This is a genomic window from Amycolatopsis sp. NPDC052450, from assembly GCF_044547565.1.
In the GTDB taxonomy this organism is placed as follows: Bacteria; Actinomycetota; Actinomycetes; order Mycobacteriales; family Pseudonocardiaceae; genus Amycolatopsis.
The window spans coordinates 278,951-300,836 of record NZ_JBIUAQ010000005.1; the positions used below are offsets into that span (position 1 = coordinate 278,951).

The window sequence follows — 21,886 nt, forward strand, 5'->3', positions numbered from 1 at the left end:
AAAAGAGATACAAAGTGATCACTTGAGTGCGGAGAGCATTCCCTGCACCGATCTCGGCCAGGCGAATTCCTCCGCCCGAGCCCGCGCCGCCGCGCGTCTCGTGTCCTCGGGACGTTCGAGCAGACCGGTGACGGCACCGGCGAAAGCGGGAGCGCGATCGTCGACGGCCTCGCCGCAGCCGGGCCGCACGATCTCCCGGAGCGCCGACGACGCCGAGACCACCACCGGCGTCCCCGAAGCGAGTGCCTCCAGCGCGGCCAGCCCGAACGTCTCGTGTGGACCGGGGGCGAGGGAAACGTCCGCGCTGGCCAGCAGGCGCGCGACGTCGCCACGTCCGGAAAGGAAGCCGAGGAAGGTCACCGGAAGCCCGCGTGCCCGCCGTTCCAGCGCACGCCGCCGAGGGCCGTCACCGGCGATCACGAGGCGAACGCGATGCCCTGACTCGGTCAGCTCGGCGACGGTGTCCACACTGCGCTCGACATGCTTCTCCGGCGACAAGCGTCCACAGTGGACAAGGAGGGCGTCGGCGTCGCCGGACAGCGTGTGCCGCCAGCCGTCGTCACGCCGGGCCGGGGCGAACGTCGTGAGATCGACGCCGAGCGGGACCCGTCGCACGTTCGGTGCGGCGCTCCGGTCGAATTCCGCGCGGGCGAACGCCGTCGTGCAGACGACCGTGTCGTAGCGCCGCGCCATCCGCCGGTTCGCGACGTCCGCGACACGCCGCGCGACGGGTTCCGGCATCAGGAACTGCTCCAGCAGCCTGTCGAGCCGCTCGTGCGAGATCACCATGCTGGGCACACCGTTGCGCCGCGCCCAGACGCCCATGCCGCGCAGGGTGAGCCTGTCGGACACTTCCAGCCTGTCCGGCTCCAGGCGTTCCAGCACCGCGCGCACCCGGTGCGGATCGACCGCGCGATAGCCGCCGGTGCCCGGGATCCGCGGTGCCGGAAGGGAGAACCGGCGGACTCCCGACGGCAGCGTCTCGTCCGCGTAGCGCCGCCCCGGCACCACGAGGGTCACCTGATGACCGCTCGCCACGTAACCGGCGCCGAGGTGATGCAACGCCGTCCGCAGCCCGCCCGAGCGTGGCCCGTAGAAGTTGGCCAGCTGGATGATGTGCATCAGGCCGCGCGAGCGACTTTGCCCTGGACGGCCTCGTAGTGCCCGACCAGTTCGTGGCAGACCGCGGGCCAAGTCCGGCCCAGCACGACCTTGCGCGCCTTCTCCCCCAGCCTGGCGCGCAGCGCTTCGTCGCGCAGGTCGTTCACCTTGTCCACCAGTTCTGTCGCGAACCCGTCGCGGTCGGCGGGCAGCAGGTACCCGGTGCGGCCGGGCAGGACCAGATCCTTCGGACCGCCCGCGTTCGGCGCCAGCACCGGCAACCCGGACGCCATCGCTTCCTGAATGGCCTGGCAGAACGTCTCATGGGGTCCTGTGTGGACGAACACGTCGAGGCTCGCGTACGCCGCGGAGAGCTCTTCGCCGTACCGGGCGCCGAGGAACGCCGCACCCGGGATCCGTTCGCGCAGCATCGGCAACTCCGGTCCATCACCGACGACGACCACGCGGATCCCGTCGACCCCGGCGAGCGCGGTCAGCCGCTCGACCTCCTTCTCGGGCGCGAGCCTGCCGACGAAACCGACCAGCAGTTCGCCGTTCGGCGCCAGTTCGGCGCGCAACGCGGGATCGGCGTGGACCGGCGAAAACCGCTCGATGTCGACGCCACGCGCCCAGCGGTGCACCCGCGGGATCCCGTGCAGCTTCAGCTGTTCCACCGAATCCGTCGACGGCGCGAGCGTGCGGTCGGCCCGCGAGTGCAGGCGGCGCACCCAGCGCCACGCCGCCCGGGCGGCGATGCCGAAGCCGTACGCGGCGGCGAAACCGGCGATGTCGGTCTGGTACACCGCGACGCACGGCACCCGCAGTCGTCTTGCCGCGGCGAGCCCGCGGGCGCCGACCACGAACGGCGACGCCAGATGCACCACGTCCGGACCGAAATCGGCGAGGGCGGTGAGCACCGTCCGGGTCGGCACGCCGACCGGGAGGGAGTTCACGCCGGGGAAGTCGAGGGCGGGAATGCGCACGACCGGGGCGCCGAGATACTCCGCGGGACCCGGACCCGGGGCGATGATCAGCACGTCGTGCGCGCGGTCGCGGAGGTGTTCCACGACGCGGAGCACGGAGTTGGTCACGCCGTTCACCTGGGGCAGGAAACTTTCGGTGACTATCGCGACTCGCACGCGGATCACTGTCGCATCCGGTTGTGACGCCCACGCCAACAAAAACGGAACAGACGACATGTCATCTCAAGGTCGTGTTCCGTAAACCAGGCTCGGCCACACTAGTCAGGCATGACCCTCCTGTCGTCAAGGCCGCCCCAGCCCGTCGAGCCAGGGCTGGTGTCGAGGGCCCTCGAAGTGGCCGGGCGGCTGGCCAACGACGCGACCGACGTGATCACCGCGACCGCCGGCCGCGGCGCCCAGCCCGATCCGAGGGACTCGCCCTTCGACTGGGTCACCGACACGGACCGGATCCTCGAACGCCACACCCGCCGCGTGCTGACCGCGGAATTCCCCGGAATCCCCGTCGTCGGCGGCGAATTCGGCGCCGACCACGGTGCCGACGTCGCCGAATACCGCTGGGTGGTCGACCCGGTCGACGGCACCGCGAACTACGTCGCCGGTGTCCCCTGGTGCGCGTACAGCCTCGCCCTGATCGACGCTTCGGGGCCGGTGGTGGGCGTGGTCGCGGATCCGTACCGCGCCCAGATCTACGCCGCCGCCCGCGGCCGCGGGGCCAGGGCGAACGGCAAACCGATCACGCTCACCGACCGCCGCGGGACCGCCGGGGCGATCGTCTGCACGGAACTCACCCGCAAAGGTGTCTGGCCGGGGATGGGCCAGTTCATCGAACGGGCCGCCGCCGCGCACGCCGGGGTCCGGGTGCTCGGCTCGGCGGCCTTGGCGATCGCGCAGGTCGCGCTGGGGCACGCGGCCGCGGCGGTACTGCACAGCTACCGCGAATGGGACGTCGCCGGATCGGTCGCGCTGGCCATCGAGGCCGGGGCCGTGGTGCTGGACCGGCACGGGGAAGGCACGGCCCTGCCGGTCGACGCGCTGCTGGTGGCGGCGCCGGGCGTGGCCGACGAGGTCCTGGGCTGGTGGCAGGAGTCGGTCGGCTGAGTTACGCCTCTGATCACGTGAGTTACGCCCTCGATCACGCGAGTTACGCCCCTGATCACGCGAGTTCGCCGGTTCCACACGACGAGCCCGCGTGCCCGAACTCGGGACTCGCGTGCTTGAAGGCGTAACTCGCGTGATTAGGGGCGTAACTCACGTGATTGAAGGCGTAACTCGCGTGATCAGACGGACGACTCGGCTCGTGCCCGGACGTTCTGCCGCCGGATCCACCACAGCAGCGGGCCGGCGATCAGCCAGGTGAAGAAGATCATGCTGCCCAGCGGCAGCAGCGTGTTCGCCGCGGAGCGGCCCGCCACCCGCGCGAGTTCCGGGTCGCCGACGTCGTACTCGATGTTCACCAGCTGCCCGGCGGCCAGCCCCGAGGGGTAGAGCACGCCGTTGGCCGGGCTGTGCATGATGCCGTCGGGGGTGGCGTAGTTGATGATCGTGCGGTCGAAGGTCACCGACTCGACCTGTGCCGTCGCCTGCCCGAGTTCCGCTTCGATCGCGTTGTCGTTGCGGATGGCGGCGAACAGAAGCGAGACGCCGAGCACGGTGACGAGTGAGGCGACAACGAGGGCGGCATACCACCCGATGCGCCTCACCCGCTCCGTTTTGGCCGTCACGCCGCGAGCGTAGCGCTACCCGTCAGTGGGCGTGTCGCTCGGCGAGGAATTCATGAGTCGCCTTGATCTGGGGGTAGGACTTCGGTGCGACAGGCGCCACAGCGGCCCGAAGAGCCGGCGTACCGTTCGGGCTCACCGCGGGCTTGCCCTTGGTGTACAGCCACGTCTGGAACAGGTCGTAAAGCGGCTTGCCCGAGATCTTCTCCGCCAGCGCGATGAATTCTCCGATCACCGCCGACTTGGCCTTCTTCACCTGCTGCCAGGTCTGCAAAATCCGGAAGAACGTGTCGTCGCCCACGGCCTTGCGCAACGCGTGCACCGCGAGCGCGCCGCGGTCGTAGACGGCCGCGTGGAACTGGTCGTCCGCGCCCGGGTCGGCGGGAAGGACCTGCCAGAACGGGTCCTCGGCGGGCGTGGAGTCGTAGATGTACTGGGCGAGTTCGTCGGCCGTGCCCTCGCCGGTCTCCTCCGACCACAGGAACTCGCCGTAGGACGCGAAGCCCTCGTTCAGCCAGATTTCGCTCCACTTGCCCAGCGTGACGCTGTCGCCGAACCACTGGTGCGCCTGCTCGTGCGCGACGATCGAGGTGTTGGAGCCGGACCGGAACGCCCTGGCGCCGTACACCGGCCGCGTCTGGTTCTCCAGCGCGAAGGTGATGCCGGTGGTGACGACGCCACCCTGCGCCTCGAACGGGTACGGCCCGAACTTGGAGGCGAGGAATTCGGTGATCTCCGGCGTCCGCTCGATGCTGGCCTTGGCCGCGCCGAGCGATTCGCCGAGGTCGGCGCCATAGGCGGTGATGAACGGTTTGCCGTCCGGCGTGGTCTGCTCGTTCACCTCGAACTTGCCGACCTCCAGCGACGTGAGATACGTCGCCTGCGGTTTGGTGCTGCGCCAGTTCCAGCGCGTCCAGCCCGGCCGCTGCACCGTCTTGCGCACGAGCGTGCCGTTCGACAGCGCGGCGACGTCGTTCGGGACCTCGACCGAGACGTCGTAGGTCGCCAGGTCGGTCGGGTGGTCGTTGGACGGGAACCACCAGGCCGCGCTCTGCGGCTCGTCGACGGCCAGCGCGCCGTCCGGGGTCTTCTTCCAGGCGGTGAAGCCGTCGATCTTCACCTTCGACGGCGTGTCCGCGTAGGCGACGACGACCGTGGCCGTCTGCCCCTTCTTCAGCGGCGTCGACGGCGTGACGGTCAGCTCACCGGTGCCGTCGGTCGACGTCGCGAACTTCGCGGGCCGGTTGTTGACGCGGACGCTCGACACCTTCAGGCCGAAGTCGAGGTTGAACGCCGAAAGGTCCTGCGTCGCGGTGAGCAGGATCGTCGTGGCACCGGAGAGCAGGTCGGTGGACGGCTGATAGGTCAGCCGGAGGTCGTAGTGACCGACGTCGTAGCCGCCGTTCCCGGCGTGCGGGTAGTACGGGTCGCCGATACCGATCGAGCCGGGCGCGGGTGCGGCGGCCGCGGTGCCCACGAGCAGCACCGAGACGACGCCCGCGGTCAATCCGGCGAAGCCGGCGCGAGTGTTCAAGCGCATTGCGAATCCTCCCAGGATTTGTCAGCGCGCTCGAACGTAGCCACCCGATCATCACCGAGACACAGCCGAAGGAGGGGTTCCTAGCCTCTGGACTGAGATCAAAAACGGCTAGACAGCACGCACGGCCGACGACACCGCCGTACGGAGGCGCGCGTGCAGCTCACGGTGACGCGTTCGGTCCACCCGGACCTCCACCACCCGCAGCCCCGGCGCGGGCTTGAGCGCCGCGCGGAACTCGGTGAGCGTCTCGGCGACGACATGCGGAACGCGGTAGCCGGCGCACAAGGCACCGAGATCGGCCCCGTGCGGCGTGCCGAAGACGCGCTCGAAGCTGGCGTTGTGCTCGGGCGCGCCCTGCTCCAGCAGGGAGAAGATGCCTCCGCCGTCGTCGTTGAGCACCACGATCGTCAGGTCGGGGCGCTGTTCGGCGGGACCGGTCAGCAGGCCGCTCGCGTCGTGCAGGAACGTCAGGTCGCCGAGCAGGGCGTACGAATGTCCCCTGTGGACGGTCGCGGCACCGATCGCGGTCGACACCATGCCGTCGATCCCGGCGACGCCGCGGTTGCGGTGCACGAGGACGTCCGGCCGCAGCCGTCCGGCGAGCGCGACGTCACGGGTCGGATTGGACGAGCCCACGACCAGCAGCGACCCCTCCGGGACCGCGTCGACCAGCTCGGTCGCCAGGCGCAGCCCGCTCGGCCACGGTTCGGCGGCCAGCGCCTCGGTCACCGCCGCCGACGCCGCCTTGTCCGCGCGCTGCCAGCTGGCGAGCCACTCGGGATCGGCCGGTTTGGTCGGCTCGTCGAACCACTGGCCGACCTGGCGGACGTTGTGCGCGGGCGCGGGCCAGTCCGAATCCGGCCGGACCAGCAGCACCTCGACGTCGGGATCGGACAGCACGCTCTGGACCTGCCGGAACACCGTCGGACGCCCGATGCACAGGACCTGCTCGGGTTTGTGGCGCGAGATGAACTCCTCGACGCCGAGCAGCCACGCGCCGGACGAGATCGCCGTCGCGCCCGCCAGCCCGATGCCGCCGGTCTCGGAGACGACCGGCCAGCCGTGCAGCTCGGCCCATTCGCTGGCCGCCTGCACACCGGTGTCGCACGCGATGACCAGGCCGGACCGCGCCGAGGGCACCACGAACGAGGGAAGCGCGCCGAAGTCGGGCAACTCGGTCCAGCGAGCGCCGTCGGGACGTCCTTCGAGTGACTCGTACCACTCGCCGTCGTCGTTGATGTCCGGCACGAGCGGCTCACGGAACGGGATGTTCAGATGCACCGGTCCGCAGCGCCACTCGCCGTACGCGGCGTTCCAGGCGCGGCAGACCTGGCCGCGCCAGTACGAGTTCTGGCCGGCGCGGCGTTCGGCGACGGCGAGCTCGTCGAAGTAGCGGATGGCGTTGCCGTAGAGCTGGTGCTGGTCGATGACCTGGCTCGCGCCGGCGGCCCGCATCTCGGGCGGGCGGTCGGCGGTCAGCACGATCAGCGGCACGCCCGCGCGGTCCGCCTCCAGCACGGCGGGGTGGAAGTTCGCGGCCGCGGTGCCCGAGGTGCACAGCACGGCGACGGGGCGGCCCGTGCGCGCGGCGATGCCGAGGGCGAGGAAGGCGGCGCCGCGTTCGTCGATCCGGACGTGCAGCTGGAGCCGTCCGGCTGCCGCCGCGTCGTACAGCGCGATCGACAGCGGGGCGTTGCGTGAGCCCGGGCAGAGGACGACGTGCGAGACGGTGTTGCGGACGAGTTCGTCGACGATGACCCTGGCCTGCGCGGTGGAAGGATTCACCGGCAGACCTCGGGTTTCACACTACGACTCACGGCCACACGTCCTATTCTCCCAAACGTGGATGACGCCCAGGTTTCCGAGCTGTTCGACCCGGCCTTGTGGACCGAAGTCGACGGTTTCGACTTCACCGACATCACCTATCACCGCTCCTCTGAGAGCCGCTCAGGCAAACGGGTGGTGCGTATCGCGTTCGACCGTCCGGAGGTCCGCAACGCCTTCCGTCCGCACACCGTCGACGAGCTGTACCGCGCGCTCGACCACGCGCGGATGAGCTCGGACGTCGGCTGCGTCCTGCTCACCGGCAACGGCCCATCGCCGAAGGACGGCGGCTGGGCGTTTTGTTCCGGTGGTGACCAGCGTATTCGCGGACGCTCCGGGTATCAGTACGCGGACGGGGAGACCTCCGACACGATCGATCCGGCGAGGGCGGGACGGCTGCACATCCTCGAGGTCCAGCGGCTGATCAGGTTCATGCCGAAGGTGGTGATCGCCGTGGTCCCCGGCTGGGCGGCCGGCGGCGGGCACTCACTGCACGTGGTGTGCGACCTCACGCTCGCTTCGGCCGAACACGCGCGCTTCAAGCAGACCGACGCCGACGTCGGCTCGTTCGACGGCGGCTACGGCTCGGCGTACCTCGCCAAGCAGGTCGGGCAGAAGTTCGCGCGGGAGATCTTCTTCCTCGGGCGCGAGTACACGGCCGAGCAGATGCAGGCGATGGGCGCGGTCAACTCCGCCGTCCCGCACGCGGAGCTGGAGACCGAGGCGCTGGACTGGGCGTGGACGATCAACGGCAAGTCGCCGACCGCGCAGCGGATGCTCAAATACGCGTTCAACCTCACCGACGACGGCCTGGTCGGCCAGCAACTCTTCGCCGGCGAGACCACTCGATTGGCGTACATGCAGGACGAAGCCGTCGAAGGCCGCGACTCCTTCCTGGAGAAGCGCTCCCCCGACTGGTCGGCCTTCCCGTACTACTACTGACCCCTCCGCAATTCGGCACCTGGTTGCGGTCGTTGCGTGCGCAACGATCGCAAGCAGGTGCCTAATTGCGGTCGTAGGCTGGCGGGATGCGTGCGATAGGGGTGGCCGGGGGTCCGGCGTCGATCGACGGGCTGACCTCGGCGTTGGCCGAGGCGCTCGGCGGCGGCCCGGCCGTCCTCCCCTACGCGTCGGAGGCCCTGCGGGACGCGATGGAGCCGACGCGCCCGGCCGAACCCGGGACGGCGGTGATCATCGCCACCTCCGGGTCCACCGGCGAGCCGAAGGGCGTGCTGCTGTCTGCGTCGGCGTTGACCGCGTCGGCGAACGCCACCCACGCGCGGCTCGGCGGTCCGGGGCACTGGCTGCTCGCGACCCCGGCGCAGTACATCGGCGGACTGCAGGTGCTGGTCCGCTCGCTGCTGGCCGGGACAACACCCGCCGTGCTGTCCGCCCCTGGTTTCCGGCCGGACGACTTCGCCGAGGCCGCCGCGCCGCTGCTGTCACTGGACGGCCCGCGCTACACCGCGCTCGTGCCGACCCAGCTCGGCCGCTTGCTCGACGCGGGCGGGCCCGGTCTGGCGGCGGCCCGCGCTTTCGACGCGATCATCGTCGGCGCCGCGGCGACCACGGCGGATCTGCGGGAGCGAGCCGCCGAAGCGGGCGTGAAGATCGTGCCCGCGTACGGCATGAGCGAGACCGCGAGCGGCTGCGTCTACGAAGGCGTACCGCTGGACGGAGTACACGTCGAACTCGAAGACGAGCGGGTCTGTATCACGGGTGACGTGCTCTCGCACGGCTACCGGCTGCGACCCGACCTGACCGCGGAGGCCTTCGAGGACGGCCGGTTCCGCACCTCCGACCGCGGCCGGTGGTCGGCCGACGGGCGGTTGGAGATCCTCGGGCGGATGGACGACATGATCAACACCGGCGGGGTGAAGGTGGCCGCCGCGGCCGTCGAACGGATCTTGACCGCGCAGCCCGGGATCCGGGACGCGTGCGTGGTCGGAGTGCCTGACCCCGAGTGGGGTGAAGCCGTCGTCGCGCTCGTCGTCGGCGCTGGTCGCGACGTCGATTCGCTGCGGGCCGCGTGCCGCGAAGAGGCCGGTGCCGCGGCCGCTCCGAAGCGAGTCGAGTTCGCCGAAGAACTCCCGCTGCGAGGTCCCGGGAAGGTCGACAGGACGGCCGTCCGGAATCTCCTACGAAGGTCGTGAATTCCCCACCGATTACTGGGACATTGTTGACACAATCATTACCCGCGGGTTTACGTCTAGGTATGACGCGCTGGACACGCACTGTATTGGCCTGCACCGCCGTCACGATGGGACTGGTCGCTTTGGCCGGGCCCGCGCTGGCGGACGAACCGGAAACCGCCGTTCCGAACAGCGGCACGCTCACCTGGACACTGGAAGACGTGATCGACGATCTGAAGTAGCGCGACTCGTCACCTGCTCGGGATGCCTCGAGCAGGTGACGAGCCCCGCATACCGGCCGGTAGTGGCCAGGGCCAGAATGGCGACATGGCGACTGCTGGTGAATGGATCGAAGGGGCGCGCCCGCGGACGCTGCCCAACGCGGTGGCTCCGGTGGTCGCCGGAGTCGGCGCGGCGGTCGCGCTCGACGGCTTCTCCTGGTCCCGATCGATTCTCGCGCTACTGGTCTCACTGGCCCTGATCGTCGGCGTCAACTACGCCAACGACTACTCCGACGGCATCCGCGGCACCGACGAGAACCGCGTCGGCCCGCTGCGGCTGGTCGGCTCCGGAGTCGCGAAGCCGAAGGCCGTCCTGACGGCCGCCCTCGTCGCCCTCGGGCTCGCCGGAGTCCTCGGGCTCATCCTCGTCGCGATCAGCGGCCTGTGGTGGCTGCTGGCCATGGGCGCGGTCTGCATCCTCGGCGCCTGGTTCTACACCGGCGGTAAAAAGCCTTACGGTTACTACGGTTTCGGTGAGATCGCGGTCTTCGTCTTCTTCGGGCTGGCGGGCGTTCTGGGCACCGTGTACGTCCAAGCCGGACAGCTCAGCTGGACGGCGGTCGGCTGCGCGGTCGCCGTCGGCTCGTTCTCGACCGGCGTGCTGACCGCCAACAACCTCCGCGACATCCCGACCGACATCGAGTCCGGCAAGCGCACCCTCGCCACCCGGCTCGGCGACGACGGCACGCGGCGCCTTTACCTGACGCTGGTCGCGATCCCGTACGTCGTGAGCGTGCTGCTCGCCTTCGTGACGCCGTGGGCGCTGCTGGGGCTGCTGACCGCGCCGCTGCTGGTGAAGTCGGTCAAGGCCGTCGGCGGCGGCGCGCAGGGGCGGGCGCTGATCCCGGCGCTGCGGGACACCGGGTTCGCGATGCTGGGGTGGGCGGTTTTGACCGCGGTCGCCCTCGCGCTCTGAGCCGTCACCGGACCTTTGATGCCCGACTGTGTGGATTTCGGGACGTTGGATGTCCCGAAATCCACACGGTGGGGCACGAAAGGTCCGGTCACGGCTTTTCTGCCCGCGTCGGCCTCGGGTGGATGTGCGGGGGATGAACGCACCGTTCATCCCTTGAGTTTTCCGCTTCAGGCCACCACCTGTAGCGCTCCGGCGCCTGGGTGACCACTAAATGCAGCCCAGGCGATAGCAAAGGTCCCTTGCTCCTTTGGTGATCCGGCGAACTTGAGGTAAGCCGCCAGGCCCAGGTCGCGAAAGCCACTTTCGGGACGTCAGGCGTCGCGAAAGTGGCTTTCGCGACGCTCCGGAAGACCGCCCGAGGCCCCAGGGCGCAAGGGTGTCAGGCCTCCGGGGCGAGCTTCCCGCTCACCAGGAACTCCCGGTACTTGTCCAGGTAGGGCGCGATGTCGATGTTCTTCCGCGCCAGCCACTCGTCGTCGTAGTACGTGTTGGCGTACCGCTCGCCGCCGTCGCACAGCAGCGTGACGACGCTGCCCGCCTGGCCTTCCGAGACCATCCGCGAGATCAGCGTGAAGGCGCCGAAGAGGTTCGTGCCGGTCGAGCCGCCGGCCCAGTGCCCGGTCCGTTCGCGCAGCACGCGGATCGCGGCCAGTGAGGCGGCGTCCGGCACCTGCAGCATTTCGTCGATCACGCCGGGTACGAACGACGGCTCGACGCGCGGCCGCCCGATGCCCTCGATCCGCGACGGCATGCCGGTGCTGTAGTCGAGCGCCCCGGTCTGCCAGGCGCCGTAGAACGACGAGTTCTCCGGGTCGACGACGGCGATCTTCGTGGTGTGCCGCTTGTAGCGCACGTAGCGGCCGAAGGTCGCGCTCGTGCCGCCGGTGCCGGCGCCGACGACGATCCAAGTCGGCACGGGGTGCCGCTCGGACTGCATCTGCGCGTACACCGATTCGGCGATGTTGTTGTTCCCGCGCCAGTCCGTCGCGCGCTCGGCGTAGGTGAACTGGTCGAGGTAGTGGCCGTTGCACTCCGAAGCGAGCCGCTCGGCCTCCGGGTACATGTCCGGCGCGCGGTCGACGTAGTGGCATTCGCCGCCGTAGAACTCGATGAGCGCGATCTTCTCCGGCGAGGTGCTGCGCGGCACCACGGTGATGAACCGCAGGCCGAGCATCCGCGCGAAATACGCCTCCGAGACCGCGGTCGAGCCGCTGGACGCCTCGACGAGCACGGTGTCCTGTCCGATCTGGCCGTTCACCAGGCCGTACAGGAACAGCGACCGCGCGAGCCGGTGCTTGAGCGAGCCGGTCGGGTGGACGGACTCGTCCTTCAGGTAAAGGTCGATGCCCCATTCGGCGGGCAGCGGGAAGACGTGCAGATGCGTGTCGGCGCTGCGGTTCGCGTCGGCCTCGATGATGCGGACGGCTTCGCGGACCCAGCTGCGGCTGTGCAGACGGCTCACGCGGTGCCGTCCGCTCGGTCGCCGCGCAGCTGGGAGCGCAGTTCGGCACGGGCGCGAGCACGCTTTTCGTTGCGGCGGGCGAGTCCGGCGGTCACGCGCGCGTTCAGCGGGCGGAACAGCAGCAGACCCAGCGGCAGCCCCACGACCAGGCCGATCAGCAGCGCGACCAGCAGCGGGACGTTGACCAGCAGTAACCCGCCTGCGATGACCCCGACCAGGAGAAACCTGGCCAGTACGTACAGCGTCAGGTCACGGGGCAGCTGATTGTCGCTCACATCAACGCAGGCTACGCGCTGCCGTTGCGGCCGTCCTCCAGGCCCGCGTTGTTGGGGCGCCCTTCGAAGCGGGTGGAGAGCACGACGGTGGTGTTCGTCCGGCCGACGCCGGGGATCCGCCGCAGCCTGCCGAGCGTCCGCTCCAGATCGTCGACGGTCGCCACGCGCACTTTGACGACGAAAGCCTCGTCGCCGGCGACGGCGTAGCAGCTTTCGACCTCGTCCAGCGCTCCGAGCGCGTCCGCGACGTCGTCTTCGGTCGCGGTGTCCGTGGGGTGGATGCCGACCAGCGCCGTCACGCCGAGTCCGACCGTGTTGGGGTCGACCATGGCGTGGTAGCCGGTGATCACGCCGGCGGCTTCGAGTTTGCCGACCCGCTCGTGCACCGATGAAGCCGAGAGCCCGACAGACCGGCCGAGGTCGGCGTAGGTAGCCCGCCCGTTCTCCCGCAATGCCGCGATGATCTTCCGATCCACCTGGTCCACCGCTACACCTTAGGTGCCACGGCCCGATTCGCGTGATCAGGGCGCGTTTTCGTACATCCGTGACAAGACCTGGGCGGCCACGGGCACATGTCGTGGTTGTCGGTTTTGACCTTTAAGGGCTCTTTACTGTTGGACAACCGTTCGAGTACCTGACGGGTGAGATGCAACGATTGCCGTGTTGGCTACCCGGCACGACGGGCATTGGGCCCGCCTCCGGTTTAGCACTGGAACCGTGAAGGAGGCGGAAAATGACCGCGACCATGGGCGGCAGGTTGCTCACCCCCGGTGAAGTGGCGGCCCTGTTCCGGGTCGACCCGAAGACCGTGACCCGCTGGGCGACCGCGGGCCGGATCGGCTCGATCCGCACTCCCGGTGGGCACCGCCGGTTCCGCGAGGCCGAGGTGAACGAGCTCCTCGCCGAGCTGACCACCGACGCCAGCGAGCCCGCGCGCAAGGTCTGACCTGGCATTTCCCGTAAAAAGGACTCCGGTGACGAAGGGCACGAAATCGCCCTTCGTCACATTGGGGTATCCATGAGTCCCCCCGCGCGCGGCAAAGAGGCTAGCCTCGTGGGACTGAGCAACGTCCTCCACGCGGAAAGGGACCGAGCATGATCTATCTGCTCGCGGCCATCGGAGCGCTCACCGTCGCCGTGGTCTTGTGGCGCGCGTTCGGGATCGAGCGCGTCGGCGTGCCCTCGTCGCGGCCGACACTCGCCCCGGACGACGACCCCGACTTCCTGCGCAAGCTCGGTGAGCAGCAGCGCAAAGGTAAAGACGAGGACAAAGAGTAGGGACTAGGGCTGAATCGGCTGGTAGTGCTGGCCGCCGAAGCCGTCGGCGACGGTGGCCGCCAGTTCCAGCAAGGCCAGCCGCGTGTCCTCGTCGAGCCGGTCCAGTTCGATCTCGGCGCCTTCTTCCAGGTGCGGATCGAACGGGATGCGGCAGACCGAGCGGACCCGTGCGCCGAAGTGCGCGGAGAGCTTGTCGAGATCGACGGAGCCGCCCTTCGGCCGCACCGAGTTGATCACCGCGACGGACCGTTTGACCAGGTCGCCGTAGCCGTGCGCCTCCAGCCAGTCGAGTGTGGCCGACGCACTGCGCGCACCGTCGACGGAGCCGGACGAGACCACCACCAGCGCGTCCGCGACGTCCAGGACACCCTTCATCGCCGAGTGCATCAAACCGGTCCCGCAGTCGGTGAGCACGATGTTGTAGAAGTGCTCCAGCAGGTTGACCGTGCGCCGGTAGTCGTCCTCGGAGAAAGCTTCCGAAACAGCCGGATCCTGCTCGCTGGCGAGGATCTCCAGCCGGCTCCCGCCCTGCGACGTGTACGACCGGACGTCGCTGTACCTGGTGATCTTGTCCGCGTCCCGCAGCAGGTGCCGGACGGTCGCGGTGGTCTCGATCGGGATCTTCTGCGACAGCGTCCCGCGGTCCGGGTTCGCGTCGACGGCGACGACCCGGTCACCGCGCAGTGAGGCGAACGTCGAGCCCAGCGTGGTGGTCGTGGTGGTCTTGCCGACGCCGCCCTTGAGGCTCAGCATCGCGATCTTGTAGCACCCGCGCAGTGGCTGGTTGATCTGCGCGATCAGCTCACGCTTGCGCGTGTCCTTGGGGCTCTCCCCCGGGTTGACGAGCTTGCCGGTGCCCACGTAGAGCGCCTTGCGCCAGCCCGACTGCGGCTTGCGTTTCTGCGGCTTCACCAGGCTCGCGGTGGCGAGTTCGTCCGGGAGCGCGTGCCTGCCCTGCGGCTGCGGGAGCCCGGGCACCCCGGGCTGCTGGACCGGCTGCGGCGGCGGCGGCGCGTACTGCTGCTGCGGCGGGTACTGGGCGGCCTGCTGCGGCTGCGCCTGCTGCGGGTGCAGCGGGGGCAGGTTCTGGTCGTAGGGCTGCTGATACTGCCCCTGCGACGGCTGCGGCAGCGGCGGCTGCTGTTGAGCGGGCTGCTGCTGCGGGTACTGACCCTGCTGCGGGTACTGGGGCTGGACGACCTGGGTCGGCTCGGCCTCGAAGCCACCCGCGTTCGGATGCGGCGCCGAATCCGTCCTGTCCTCGGAGAACAACTCCGAGGGCGGGCCGCTCTCGGTGGGTTCGGGGTGGCCAGGAGCCGATTCTTCGCTGGGTCCGGTCACCGCTGAATTCCTCCTCCGCGCACGTCTTCCCCCATTACCTCAGTATTGACGGTAGTCGGCTCGCGTGCAGCGGCGGCGGTCAGCCCCCGGCGTAGGAATGCAGGCCCGACGTCACCAGGTTCACGAAGAACATGTTGAAGATCGTCGCCGAGAATCCGACGATGTTGATGATCGCGGCCCGCTTCCCGCGCCAGCCCGCGGTGGCCCGGGAGTGCAGGTACGCCGCGTAGACGACCCACGCCACGAAAGCGACGGTCTCCTTGGGGTCCCAGCCCCAGAACCGGCCCCACGCCGCTTCGGCCCACACCGCGCCGCAGAGCACGCCGAAGGTGAAGATCGGAAACGCGAAGATGGTGGTGCGGTAGGCGATGCGGTCGAGCACGTCCGCGGCGGGCAGCTTCGAACCGAACTTGGCGAACTTCGCCGGGTTGTCGTCGTGGGCGGCGCGGAAGAGGTAGAGGACGCTCGCGACACCCGGCACCAGGAACACACCCGAACCGATGATCGCCGCGGAAACGTGGATGATCAGCCAGTACGACTGGAGCGCGGGCTGCACCGGCGCGGCCGTCGTGTACAGCATGGTGCCGTTGACGAACATCAGGATCACGACCGGCAGCAGCAGGAAGCCGGTGAGGTGGCGGACCGGGAACTTCCGCATGATGACGAGCCAGGTCACGACGGCGATGAAGGTCGTGGCCATGCCGTATTCGTAGAGGTTGCCCCACGGCGCGCGGTGCACGGCGAGTCCGCGCAGCACGATCGCGGCCAGGTGGAGCAGCGCGGCCAGCACCAGCAGCGCGGCGCCCATGCGGCCGATGCGCTCGGGGCGGCCGATCTCACGCGAGGGCTCGATGGGCGTCCCGTAGGCCGGCGGACCGCCCGCGCCGACCAGTTCGCGGGAACGCTGGACGCTGCGTTCCGCCGCCAGACGGCCCTTCGCCCCGAAACCCTGCTCGATGAGGGCGAACATCAACGCGATGACGTAGATCGCCGCCGCGGTGGTGTAGGAGTAGTCGCTGTACTGGGACAGCGTCTCGTTGATCGGCATGACCTCTAGTTGCCTCTCTGCCCCTGGACCAGCTTGGCGCTGATCCGCTGGAACTCTTCGCCGTAGCCCGCCTGATCGGTGCGCGCCAGCCCGGCGACCTCGATCACGGTACCCGTCTCACCTTCGCGCGCCGGGCTCACCCGCACCCACACCCGGCGCCGTTTGACCAGCAACGATCCCGCCAGCCCGATCAGCATCGCGACCGCGCAGACCAGCACCCAGCCCTGCACGGGATCGTGCGAGACCTGGATCGCCACCCATTCCTGGACGCCGTCGAAGCGGACCTTCGTGCCGTCGTCCAGCACGGTCTCCTGACCCTGGTCCAGGTTCTGCCGGGTGAGCTTCTTGAGCCTGCCGTCCGCGACGAGCGACTGGTCGATCTGGAAGATCGACTGCCCGCGGCCGGCGTCGAGGCCGAGGTCGCCGCGGTAGATGTCGACGGCCACGGCGGGCTTGTTCGCCTCGGGCCTCGACGACGTCAGCACGTTGCCGTGCAGGAACGCGGTCGGCGCGAGCAGGCCGGTGATCGCGAGCTGCCGGGTGCGGCGTTCGATCGGGTCCGCGATCCCCGGCTGGTCGATCTTCGTGGCGCCTTCGGAGAGCTTGGTGGGCTCGTCGGCGGGACGCCACGGAGTGATGTTGGTGCGCACGGTGCCGTCGGGGAAGGTCACCGTGAACTTCGGGGAGTAGCCGAAGTTCAGCAGGTAGACGCGGTCGCCCGCGGTGCGCAGCGGCGAGTTGACCTCGAGCCCGTACGGCTTCCACGCGCCGGTCTTCAGGTCTTCGCCGGACTGGTACTCCATGTTGGAGTGGTAGTAGTTCGCCTGCCCGCTCTCGGTGTAGCGCGCCTCGAAGTCCTTCAGCCGGATGCAGAACGCGTTGAGGTCGGTGCCGTCGACGCGCAGCCCGGCGTTGAAGGTGTCGTAACCGAGGATGCCGGAGTTGCACCACGGGCTGTTGTCGGCTTGGACGATGACCTGGCCTTCGTAGCCGAACAGCTTGCCCAGCGCGAAGAAGATGATCAGGCCCAGCATGCCGAAGTGGAAGACGAGGTTGCCGGTCTCGCGAAGGTACCCGCGTTCGGCGGAGATGCTTCGGGTTCCGTCAGCGTCTTCGCGCTCGACGCGGCGCCAGCCTTTGAGCAGCGTGTGCGTGTCCTTCATGACCGTCTCGGGGGTCCGGTCGGTCGTGGTGGACACGTGATGCGGCATCCGCGAGAGCTTGCGCGGCGTGAGCACGGGCTTCGCGCGCATCGCCTTCGCGTAGTCGAGGCTGCGCGGCGCGAGACAGCCGATGAGCGAGATCATCAGCAGGATGTAGATCGCGGAGAACCAGACGCTGCCGTAGACCTCGAAGAACTGCGTGCGGTCGAGCAGTTCGCCCCACCAGCCGTGCGCGGCGATGTACTCGTCGGTCTTGGCGACGTTGAGGTTCCGCTGCGGCAGCAGCGCGCCCGGCATCGCGGCCAGCGCGAGCAGGAACAGCAGCACCAGCGCGGTGCGCATCGACGTCAAGCCGCGCCAGGTGTTGCGCAGGAAGGCGAAGACGCGCTTCAGCGGCGTCGGACGGTATTGGGTGGTCACAAGGGCAGCCTGAGGTCGTTCACGAGGGTGTTCCGGATCCAGCCGGTCATGTCGCCCCACAGCCCGGTCACCAGCAGCACGCCGACGACCAGCAGCAGGACGCCGCCGAAGACCTGTACCTGGCGGCCGTGGCGGCGCAGCCAGTCGGTGGCGCGGACGGCCCAGCGGACACCGAACGCGATGAGGAGGAACGGCAGGCCGAGGCCGAGGCAGTAGACCAGGATCAGCACGTACCCGCGCGCCGCCGCCCCGCCGGTGGCGCTGGCCATCGAGATCACCGCGGACAGCGTCGGCCCGATGCACGGCGTCCAGCCGAGCCCGAAGACCGCGCCGAGGACCGGCGCGCCCCAGAGGCCGCCGCGCGGCACGTGGTGCGAGCGGAATTCGCGCTGCAGGCCGGGGATCCAGCCGAGGAAGACCAGCGCCATCGCGATGGTCAGCACGCCGCCGAGGCGCTGCAGGAGGTCCATGTTGAGCTGGACGGCGTCGGCGATCCACACCAGCGTCCCCAGCGTCACCACGAAGACGACGGTGAACCCGAGCACGAACAGCGCCGCCGCGCCGACGACGGCGTAGCGGCCCTTCTTGCGCTCCTCGTCCGCGCTGACCGCGGGAGCGTCCGCGCCGACCAGCGCCGCCAGGTACGCGAGATACCCGGGCACCAGCGGCACGACGCAGGGTGACGCGAAGGAGATCGTCCCGGCCAGCAGCGCCACGCCCGCCGCGAGCAGCAGCGGCCCTGAAAGCGCCAGCTCGGTAACACCGTTCACGCAAAGGAGCGTAGGCAGTGTGGTCCAGGTGAAAACGGCGGGGCGCCCTCAACGGGACCTACGTCGCACCCGGTCAGGACCTTGGTCCCGGCCCATTCCTCGCAATTCGGCACCTGGTTGCGATCCTTGCACACGCAAGGATCGCAACCAGGTGCCGAATTGCGGCGTGGGTCAGGCGGGTTCGGCGACCAGGCGTTCGACGACGGGCAGCAGGTCCGACGCCAGCAGGTCCCGCAGGAACACCGCCGCGACGCGGTGCTGTTTGTCCAGCACGATCGTCGACGGGATGATGTTGCGCGGATAACCCGAGAGCTGCAGCAGCGTCCGCCCCGACGGGTCGTAGATCGACGGGTACGTCAGCTTCCGGTCCCGCATGAAGTCCTGCGCCGGTGCCCGGTCGTTGTCCCGCAGGTCGATGCCGACCACCTGGACGCCGGACGCCTTGGTCTGGTCGTAGACCTTCTGCATCTCCGGCGCCTCGACGCGGCACGGCCCGCACCATTGGCCCCACAGGTTCAGCACGACGACCTTGCCGGGGAAGTCCGCGATCGAGAGCTGTTCGCCCTCGTTCATCAGGTCGTCTCCGGACAGCGTCGGCGACGGCTGGCGGTCCGCGACGTCGTAGGTGATGTCGACCTTCCCGCCCGGCGACACGAAGTTGAACGAGCCGCCGGTGACGACGGCGTCCTTGCCGGTGGTGCAGCCGGTGACGACGAGCGCCAGCCCGACGACGGCCGCCACGAGTCGCTTCATGCGCCGGTCACCTTCGGGTCGGTCGTGCCGGCGGGCTCGCTGTAGACGATCCGCACGAGTTCTTCGCCCTCGAAGACCAGGCTGGTCAGCGACGCGAGCGAGCACTGCCGGTTACGCGGGTCGTGCCAGAGCCGCTTCGCCTCCAGGAAGCGCCGCACGGTCCAGATCGGCAGCTGGTGCGAGACGCACAGCGCCTCGTGTCCCTCGGCCGCGCGCCGCGCGCGGTGGATCGCGCCGAGCATGCGGTGCGCGATCTCGACGTACGGCTCGCCCCAAGACGGCCGGAACGGGTTGACCAGCTTCGGCCAGTGCTTCGGCTGGCGAAGGGCGCCATCGCCGACGGCGACCCGCTCGCCCTCGAACTGGTTGTCGGCCTCGATGAGCCGATCGTCGGTGTCGACGTCGAGCCGGTGCGCGGCGGCGATCGGCGCCGCGGTCTCTTGCGCACGCTGAAGCGGCGAAGCGACGACGTGCGTGATGTCGTGCTTGGCGACGGCTTCGGCGACCGTCAGCGCCTGGCGCTGGCCGCGGTCGGAGAGCTTGAAGCCGGGAAGACGGCCGTACAGGATCTTGTCCGGGTTGTGCACCTCACCGTGGCGGAGCAGGTGCACGATCGTCGTCTCGCTCACGCCTGGACCGCCTCGGCGGCGGCGCGGGCGGCCACGCTCAGCGCGGACTCGATGATCTCGAACTCGGCGTCACCCATGGCCGCGTTGACGAACCAGGCCTCGTACGCGCTCGGCGGCGCGTACACGCCGTTGTCCAGCAGCGCGTGGAAGAACGCCGGGAACCGCCAGGTCTCCGCAGCCTGCGCGCCCGGGTAGTTCGTCACCGGGTTCTCGCTGAAGAACACGCTGACCAGGTTGCCCGCGTACTGCACGGTGTGCGTGACGCCCGCCTCGGTCAACGACCGGCCGAACAGGTCGCCGAGCCGCTTCGCGTTGGCGTCGAGGGCCGCGTACACAGCGTCGTCGGCCGCGCGCAGCGTCGCGAGCCCGGCGGCGACGGCGACGGGGTTCCCCGACAGCGTCCCCGCCTGGTACACCGGCCCGCCCGGGGCCAGCTTCGCCATCACGTCGGCGCGGCCGCCGAAGGCCGCGGCCGGCAGTCCGCCGGACATCACCTTGCCGAAGGTGTACAGGTCACCGGCGACGCCTTCGAGGCCGAACCAGCCCGCCTTCGAGACGCGGAACCCGGTCATCACCTCGTCCATGATCAGCAGCGCGCCGTGCTGGTGCGCGATCTCCTTGAGCCCGGCGTTGAAGCCGTCGACCGGGGCGACGGCGCCCATGTTGCCTGCCGCCGCTTCGGTGATGATCGCGGCGATCGCGTCTGGATTGTCCACAAAGGACTTCCGGACCGCGTCGAGGTCGTTGTAGGGCAAGACGATCGTGTCGGCCGCCTGCGCGCCGGTGACACCGGGCGACGTCGGGAGGCCGAGGGTCGCGACGCCGGAGCCCGCTTCGGCGAGCAACGCGTCGACGTGACCGTGGTAGCAGCCCGCGAACTTGATGATCTTCGCCCGGCCGGTGAATCCCCTGGCCAGCCGGATCGCGCTCATCGTCGCCTCGGTGCCGGAATTGACCAGCCGGACCTGCTCCACCGGCTCGACCCGGCCGATGATCTCCTCGGCCAGTTCGACCTCGCCGCGCGTCGGCGTGCCGAACGACAGTCCGCTGACGGCCGCTTCGCGAGCGGCGGAGACGACGTCCGGATGCGCGTGCCCGAGGATCATCGGCCCCCACGACGAGACCAGATCGACGTAGCGGTTGTCGTCGGCATCCCAGAGATACGGGCCCTCACCGCGCACCATGAACCGCGGGGTGCCGCCGACGGAGTTGAAGGCCCGCACCGGGGAGTTCACCCCGCCCGGGATCGCGGCCTTCGCTCGTTCGAACCATGCCTTGGACTGATCGACTCCGGTAGTCACCTCCCCAGTCTCGCAAATCCCGGATGACACCCGCCGCCGAGTCCTGGCGGTTCCGGGCATGGCGTGACCAGGCCCACTAGGGTGGGAGCACTCCCGCCGAAACCCTCGCGGAGGAATCCACGTGTCCACGGTGCCGTCACCACCGACCCACCACCGTCGCCTGCGCTGGCAGGCCTTGGCCGGATTCGTCGCCATGTCGGCGATCGTGGGGATCGTGGCCGGGCTGGCGGTCGCCACCCGCTCCGAGACGCACAACGCGCTGGCCCGCCCGTCGTGGGCGCCGCCGGGCTGGCTCTACGGGCCGACGTGGTCGGTCCTGCTCCTCCTGGTCGCCGTCGCGGGCTGGTGCTACTGGCGCACCGACGGCGAAACGCGCGGCTTCGCCTTCTACGGCGTCTGCCTGCTGCTGACCCTGCTGTGGACGCCGCTGTTCTTCGCCGGCGGCGCGCACGTCGTGGCGCTGGCCGACGTCGTCGTACTGGATTTCGTGGTGCCGATCACGATGCTGGAGTTCGGGCGCCGGTCGAAGCTCGCGGCCTGGCTGCTCGTGCCGTATCTGCTGTGGCTGCTGTTCTCGACCGCGGTCAACGCCGCCGTCGTCTGGCTCAACTAGTGTCTCGAGTCGGAAGTTCGTGTGGTACTTCGGCGTGGTGCCGAAGGATCTTGTTTCTTGTTTCGTGTGGTGAAGATGCTGTCGGCTGAGGCCATGAGCATTTCGCTGACTTCAAGGTGGTCAGGATGCCTTCATGGCGAGGTTCTGGACCGGCCACGGGAGCCGGCCCCGTCTTGAGTCCATAAGGGACACTTTTCGGGCGGCGATATGTCCGGCTTGTGGATAAATGTGCGGTTTCGGCAGGGGTGGGGGGGGGGGTGTGTTGTTTTGTAAAGAAAAAAAAAAAAAAAACCCACCCCCCCCCCCCCCCCCCCAGCCCCGCCAAAAAATAAAAAATA

At 69.3% G+C, this 21,886-nt stretch carries 23 protein-coding genes; 8 read left to right on the forward strand and 15 right to left on the reverse strand.

Features of this window, described 5'->3' with window-relative positions; genetic code table 11:
- Window positions 1–18: 18 nt before the first annotated feature.
- Window positions 19–1,122 (reverse strand): glycosyltransferase family 4 protein, encoded by a 1,104-nt coding sequence (locus ACIHAO_RS12070; protein WP_396557071.1) that lies wholly within the window; start codon window positions 1,120–1,122, stop codon window positions 19–21.
- A complete protein-coding gene (locus ACIHAO_RS12075; RefSeq protein WP_396557073.1) occupies window positions 1,122–2,240 on the reverse strand; it encodes a glycosyltransferase family 4 protein in 1,119 nt (372 codons plus the stop codon). Before ACIHAO_RS12075 ends, ACIHAO_RS12070 begins: the two co-directional genes overlap by 1 nt.
- Window positions 2,241–2,351: 111 nt before the next feature.
- Between ACIHAO_RS12075 and ACIHAO_RS12080 the strand changes: the two genes are divergently transcribed.
- Complete coding sequence (locus ACIHAO_RS12080) at window positions 2,352–3,182, forward strand: inositol monophosphatase family protein (RefSeq protein WP_396557075.1); 831 nt, start codon at window positions 2,352–2,354, stop codon at window positions 3,180–3,182.
- A gap of 179 nt (window positions 3,183–3,361) precedes the next feature.
- Here the strand turns inward: ACIHAO_RS12080 and ACIHAO_RS12085 are convergent, their stop codons facing one another.
- From ACIHAO_RS12085 to menD, 3 genes are all read right to left on the reverse strand, one after another.
- Window positions 3,362–3,805 (reverse strand): DUF3592 domain-containing protein, encoded by a 444-nt coding sequence (locus ACIHAO_RS12085; RefSeq protein ID WP_125790199.1) that lies wholly within the window; start codon window positions 3,803–3,805, stop codon window positions 3,362–3,364.
- Window positions 3,806–3,827: 22 nt separating this feature from the next.
- Window positions 3,828–5,342 carry a M1 family metallopeptidase gene (locus ACIHAO_RS12090; RefSeq protein ID WP_396557077.1) on the reverse strand — a complete coding sequence of 505 codons (1,515 nt, stop codon included), beginning with the start codon at window positions 5,340–5,342 and terminating at the stop codon, window positions 3,828–3,830.
- Between the two features lie 108 nt (window positions 5,343–5,450).
- Window positions 5,451–7,127, reverse strand: a complete 1,677-nt coding sequence (gene menD / locus ACIHAO_RS12095) for a 2-succinyl-5-enolpyruvyl-6-hydroxy-3-cyclohexene-1-carboxylic-acid synthase (protein ID WP_396557079.1) — start codon at window positions 7,125–7,127, stop codon at window positions 5,451–5,453.
- A 57-nt stretch (window positions 7,128–7,184) separates the two neighbouring features.
- Between menD and ACIHAO_RS12100 the strand changes: the two genes are divergently transcribed.
- From ACIHAO_RS12100 to ACIHAO_RS12115, 4 genes are all read left to right on the forward strand, one after another.
- Window positions 7,185–8,108 (forward strand): 1,4-dihydroxy-2-naphthoyl-CoA synthase, encoded by a 924-nt coding sequence (locus ACIHAO_RS12100; RefSeq protein WP_396557081.1) that lies wholly within the window; start codon window positions 7,185–7,187, stop codon window positions 8,106–8,108.
- An 86-nt stretch (window positions 8,109–8,194) separates the two neighbouring features.
- Entirely contained in the window at window positions 8,195–9,319 is a 1,125-nt protein-coding gene (gene menE / locus ACIHAO_RS12105) for an o-succinylbenzoate--CoA ligase (protein WP_396557083.1), read from the forward strand.
- 62 nt (window positions 9,320–9,381) lie between these two features.
- On the forward strand, window positions 9,382–9,540 hold the full coding sequence (locus tag ACIHAO_RS12110) for a hypothetical protein (RefSeq protein ID WP_340684878.1): 159 nt from the start codon (window positions 9,382–9,384) through the stop codon (window positions 9,538–9,540).
- Between the two features lie 85 nt (window positions 9,541–9,625).
- Entirely contained in the window at window positions 9,626–10,495 is an 870-nt protein-coding gene (locus tag ACIHAO_RS12115) for a 1,4-dihydroxy-2-naphthoate polyprenyltransferase (RefSeq protein WP_396557085.1), read from the forward strand.
- A 379-nt stretch (window positions 10,496–10,874) separates the two neighbouring features.
- On the opposite strand, the gene ACIHAO_RS12120 is transcribed toward ACIHAO_RS12115, so the two are convergent.
- The 3 genes from ACIHAO_RS12120 to ACIHAO_RS12130 are packed head-to-tail and all read right to left on the reverse strand — an operon-like array spanning window position 10,875 to window position 12,717.
- On the reverse strand, window positions 10,875–11,957 hold the full coding sequence (locus ACIHAO_RS12120) for a PLP-dependent cysteine synthase family protein (RefSeq protein WP_125790204.1): 1,083 nt from the start codon (window positions 11,955–11,957) through the stop codon (window positions 10,875–10,877).
- Window positions 11,954–12,232 carry a DUF4229 domain-containing protein gene (locus ACIHAO_RS12125; protein WP_396557087.1) on the reverse strand — a complete coding sequence of 93 codons (279 nt, stop codon included), beginning with the start codon at window positions 12,230–12,232 and terminating at the stop codon, window positions 11,954–11,956. Before ACIHAO_RS12125 ends, ACIHAO_RS12120 begins: the two co-directional genes overlap by 4 nt.
- An 11-nt stretch (window positions 12,233–12,243) precedes the next feature.
- Entirely contained in the window at window positions 12,244–12,717 is a 474-nt protein-coding gene (locus ACIHAO_RS12130; protein ID WP_199746236.1) for an Lrp/AsnC family transcriptional regulator, read from the reverse strand.
- A 248-nt stretch (window positions 12,718–12,965) separates the two neighbouring features.
- Here ACIHAO_RS12130 and ACIHAO_RS12135 point away from each other — a divergent pair, with 248 nt between their 5' ends.
- A complete protein-coding gene (locus ACIHAO_RS12135) occupies window positions 12,966–13,178 on the forward strand; it encodes a BldC family transcriptional regulator (RefSeq protein WP_005151795.1) in 213 nt (70 codons plus the stop codon).
- 149 nt (window positions 13,179–13,327) lie between these two features.
- The gene (locus ACIHAO_RS12140; RefSeq protein ID WP_005151794.1) at window positions 13,328–13,510 is read left to right on the forward strand and encodes a hypothetical protein; all 183 of its coding nucleotides are present in this window, start codon (window positions 13,328–13,330) and stop codon (window positions 13,508–13,510) included.
- 3 nt (window positions 13,511–13,513) lie between these two features.
- On the opposite strand, the gene ACIHAO_RS12145 is transcribed toward ACIHAO_RS12140, so the two are convergent.
- The 7 genes from ACIHAO_RS12145 to hemL form a co-directional block, all read right to left on the reverse strand.
- Window positions 13,514–14,851, reverse strand: a complete 1,338-nt coding sequence (locus ACIHAO_RS12145) for a MinD/ParA family protein (protein WP_396557090.1) — start codon at window positions 14,849–14,851, stop codon at window positions 13,514–13,516.
- Window positions 14,852–14,930: 79 nt separating this feature from the next.
- Entirely contained in the window at window positions 14,931–15,899 is a 969-nt protein-coding gene (gene ccsB / locus ACIHAO_RS12150) for a c-type cytochrome biogenesis protein CcsB (RefSeq protein ID WP_396557092.1), read from the reverse strand.
- 5 nt (window positions 15,900–15,904) lie between these two features.
- Window positions 15,905–17,482, reverse strand: a complete 1,578-nt coding sequence (locus ACIHAO_RS12155) for a cytochrome c biogenesis protein ResB (RefSeq protein ID WP_396557094.1) — start codon at window positions 17,480–17,482, stop codon at window positions 15,905–15,907.
- Window positions 17,479–18,252, reverse strand: a complete 774-nt coding sequence (locus tag ACIHAO_RS12160) for a cytochrome c biogenesis CcdA family protein (protein ID WP_396557096.1) — start codon at window positions 18,250–18,252, stop codon at window positions 17,479–17,481. The genes ACIHAO_RS12155 and ACIHAO_RS12160 overlap by 4 nt, the downstream gene beginning before the upstream one ends.
- Before the next feature lie 171 nt (window positions 18,253–18,423).
- Window positions 18,424–19,005 (reverse strand): TlpA family protein disulfide reductase, encoded by a 582-nt coding sequence (locus ACIHAO_RS12165; protein ID WP_396557098.1) that lies wholly within the window; start codon window positions 19,003–19,005, stop codon window positions 18,424–18,426.
- Complete coding sequence (locus ACIHAO_RS12170) at window positions 19,002–19,634, reverse strand: histidine phosphatase family protein (RefSeq protein WP_125790212.1); 633 nt, start codon at window positions 19,632–19,634, stop codon at window positions 19,002–19,004. Before ACIHAO_RS12170 ends, ACIHAO_RS12165 begins: the two co-directional genes overlap by 4 nt.
- Window positions 19,631–20,935: a glutamate-1-semialdehyde 2,1-aminomutase gene (gene hemL, locus ACIHAO_RS12175; RefSeq protein WP_396557101.1), complete on the reverse strand. Its 1,305-nt coding sequence runs from the start codon at window positions 20,933–20,935 to the stop codon at window positions 19,631–19,633. The genes ACIHAO_RS12170 and hemL overlap by 4 nt, the downstream gene beginning before the upstream one ends.
- 121 nt (window positions 20,936–21,056) lie before the next feature.
- Here hemL and ACIHAO_RS12180 point away from each other — a divergent pair, with 121 nt between their 5' ends.
- On the forward strand, window positions 21,057–21,548 hold the full coding sequence (locus ACIHAO_RS12180) for a TspO/MBR family protein (RefSeq protein ID WP_396557103.1): 492 nt from the start codon (window positions 21,057–21,059) through the stop codon (window positions 21,546–21,548).
- Window positions 21,549–21,886 lie beyond the last annotated feature (338 nt).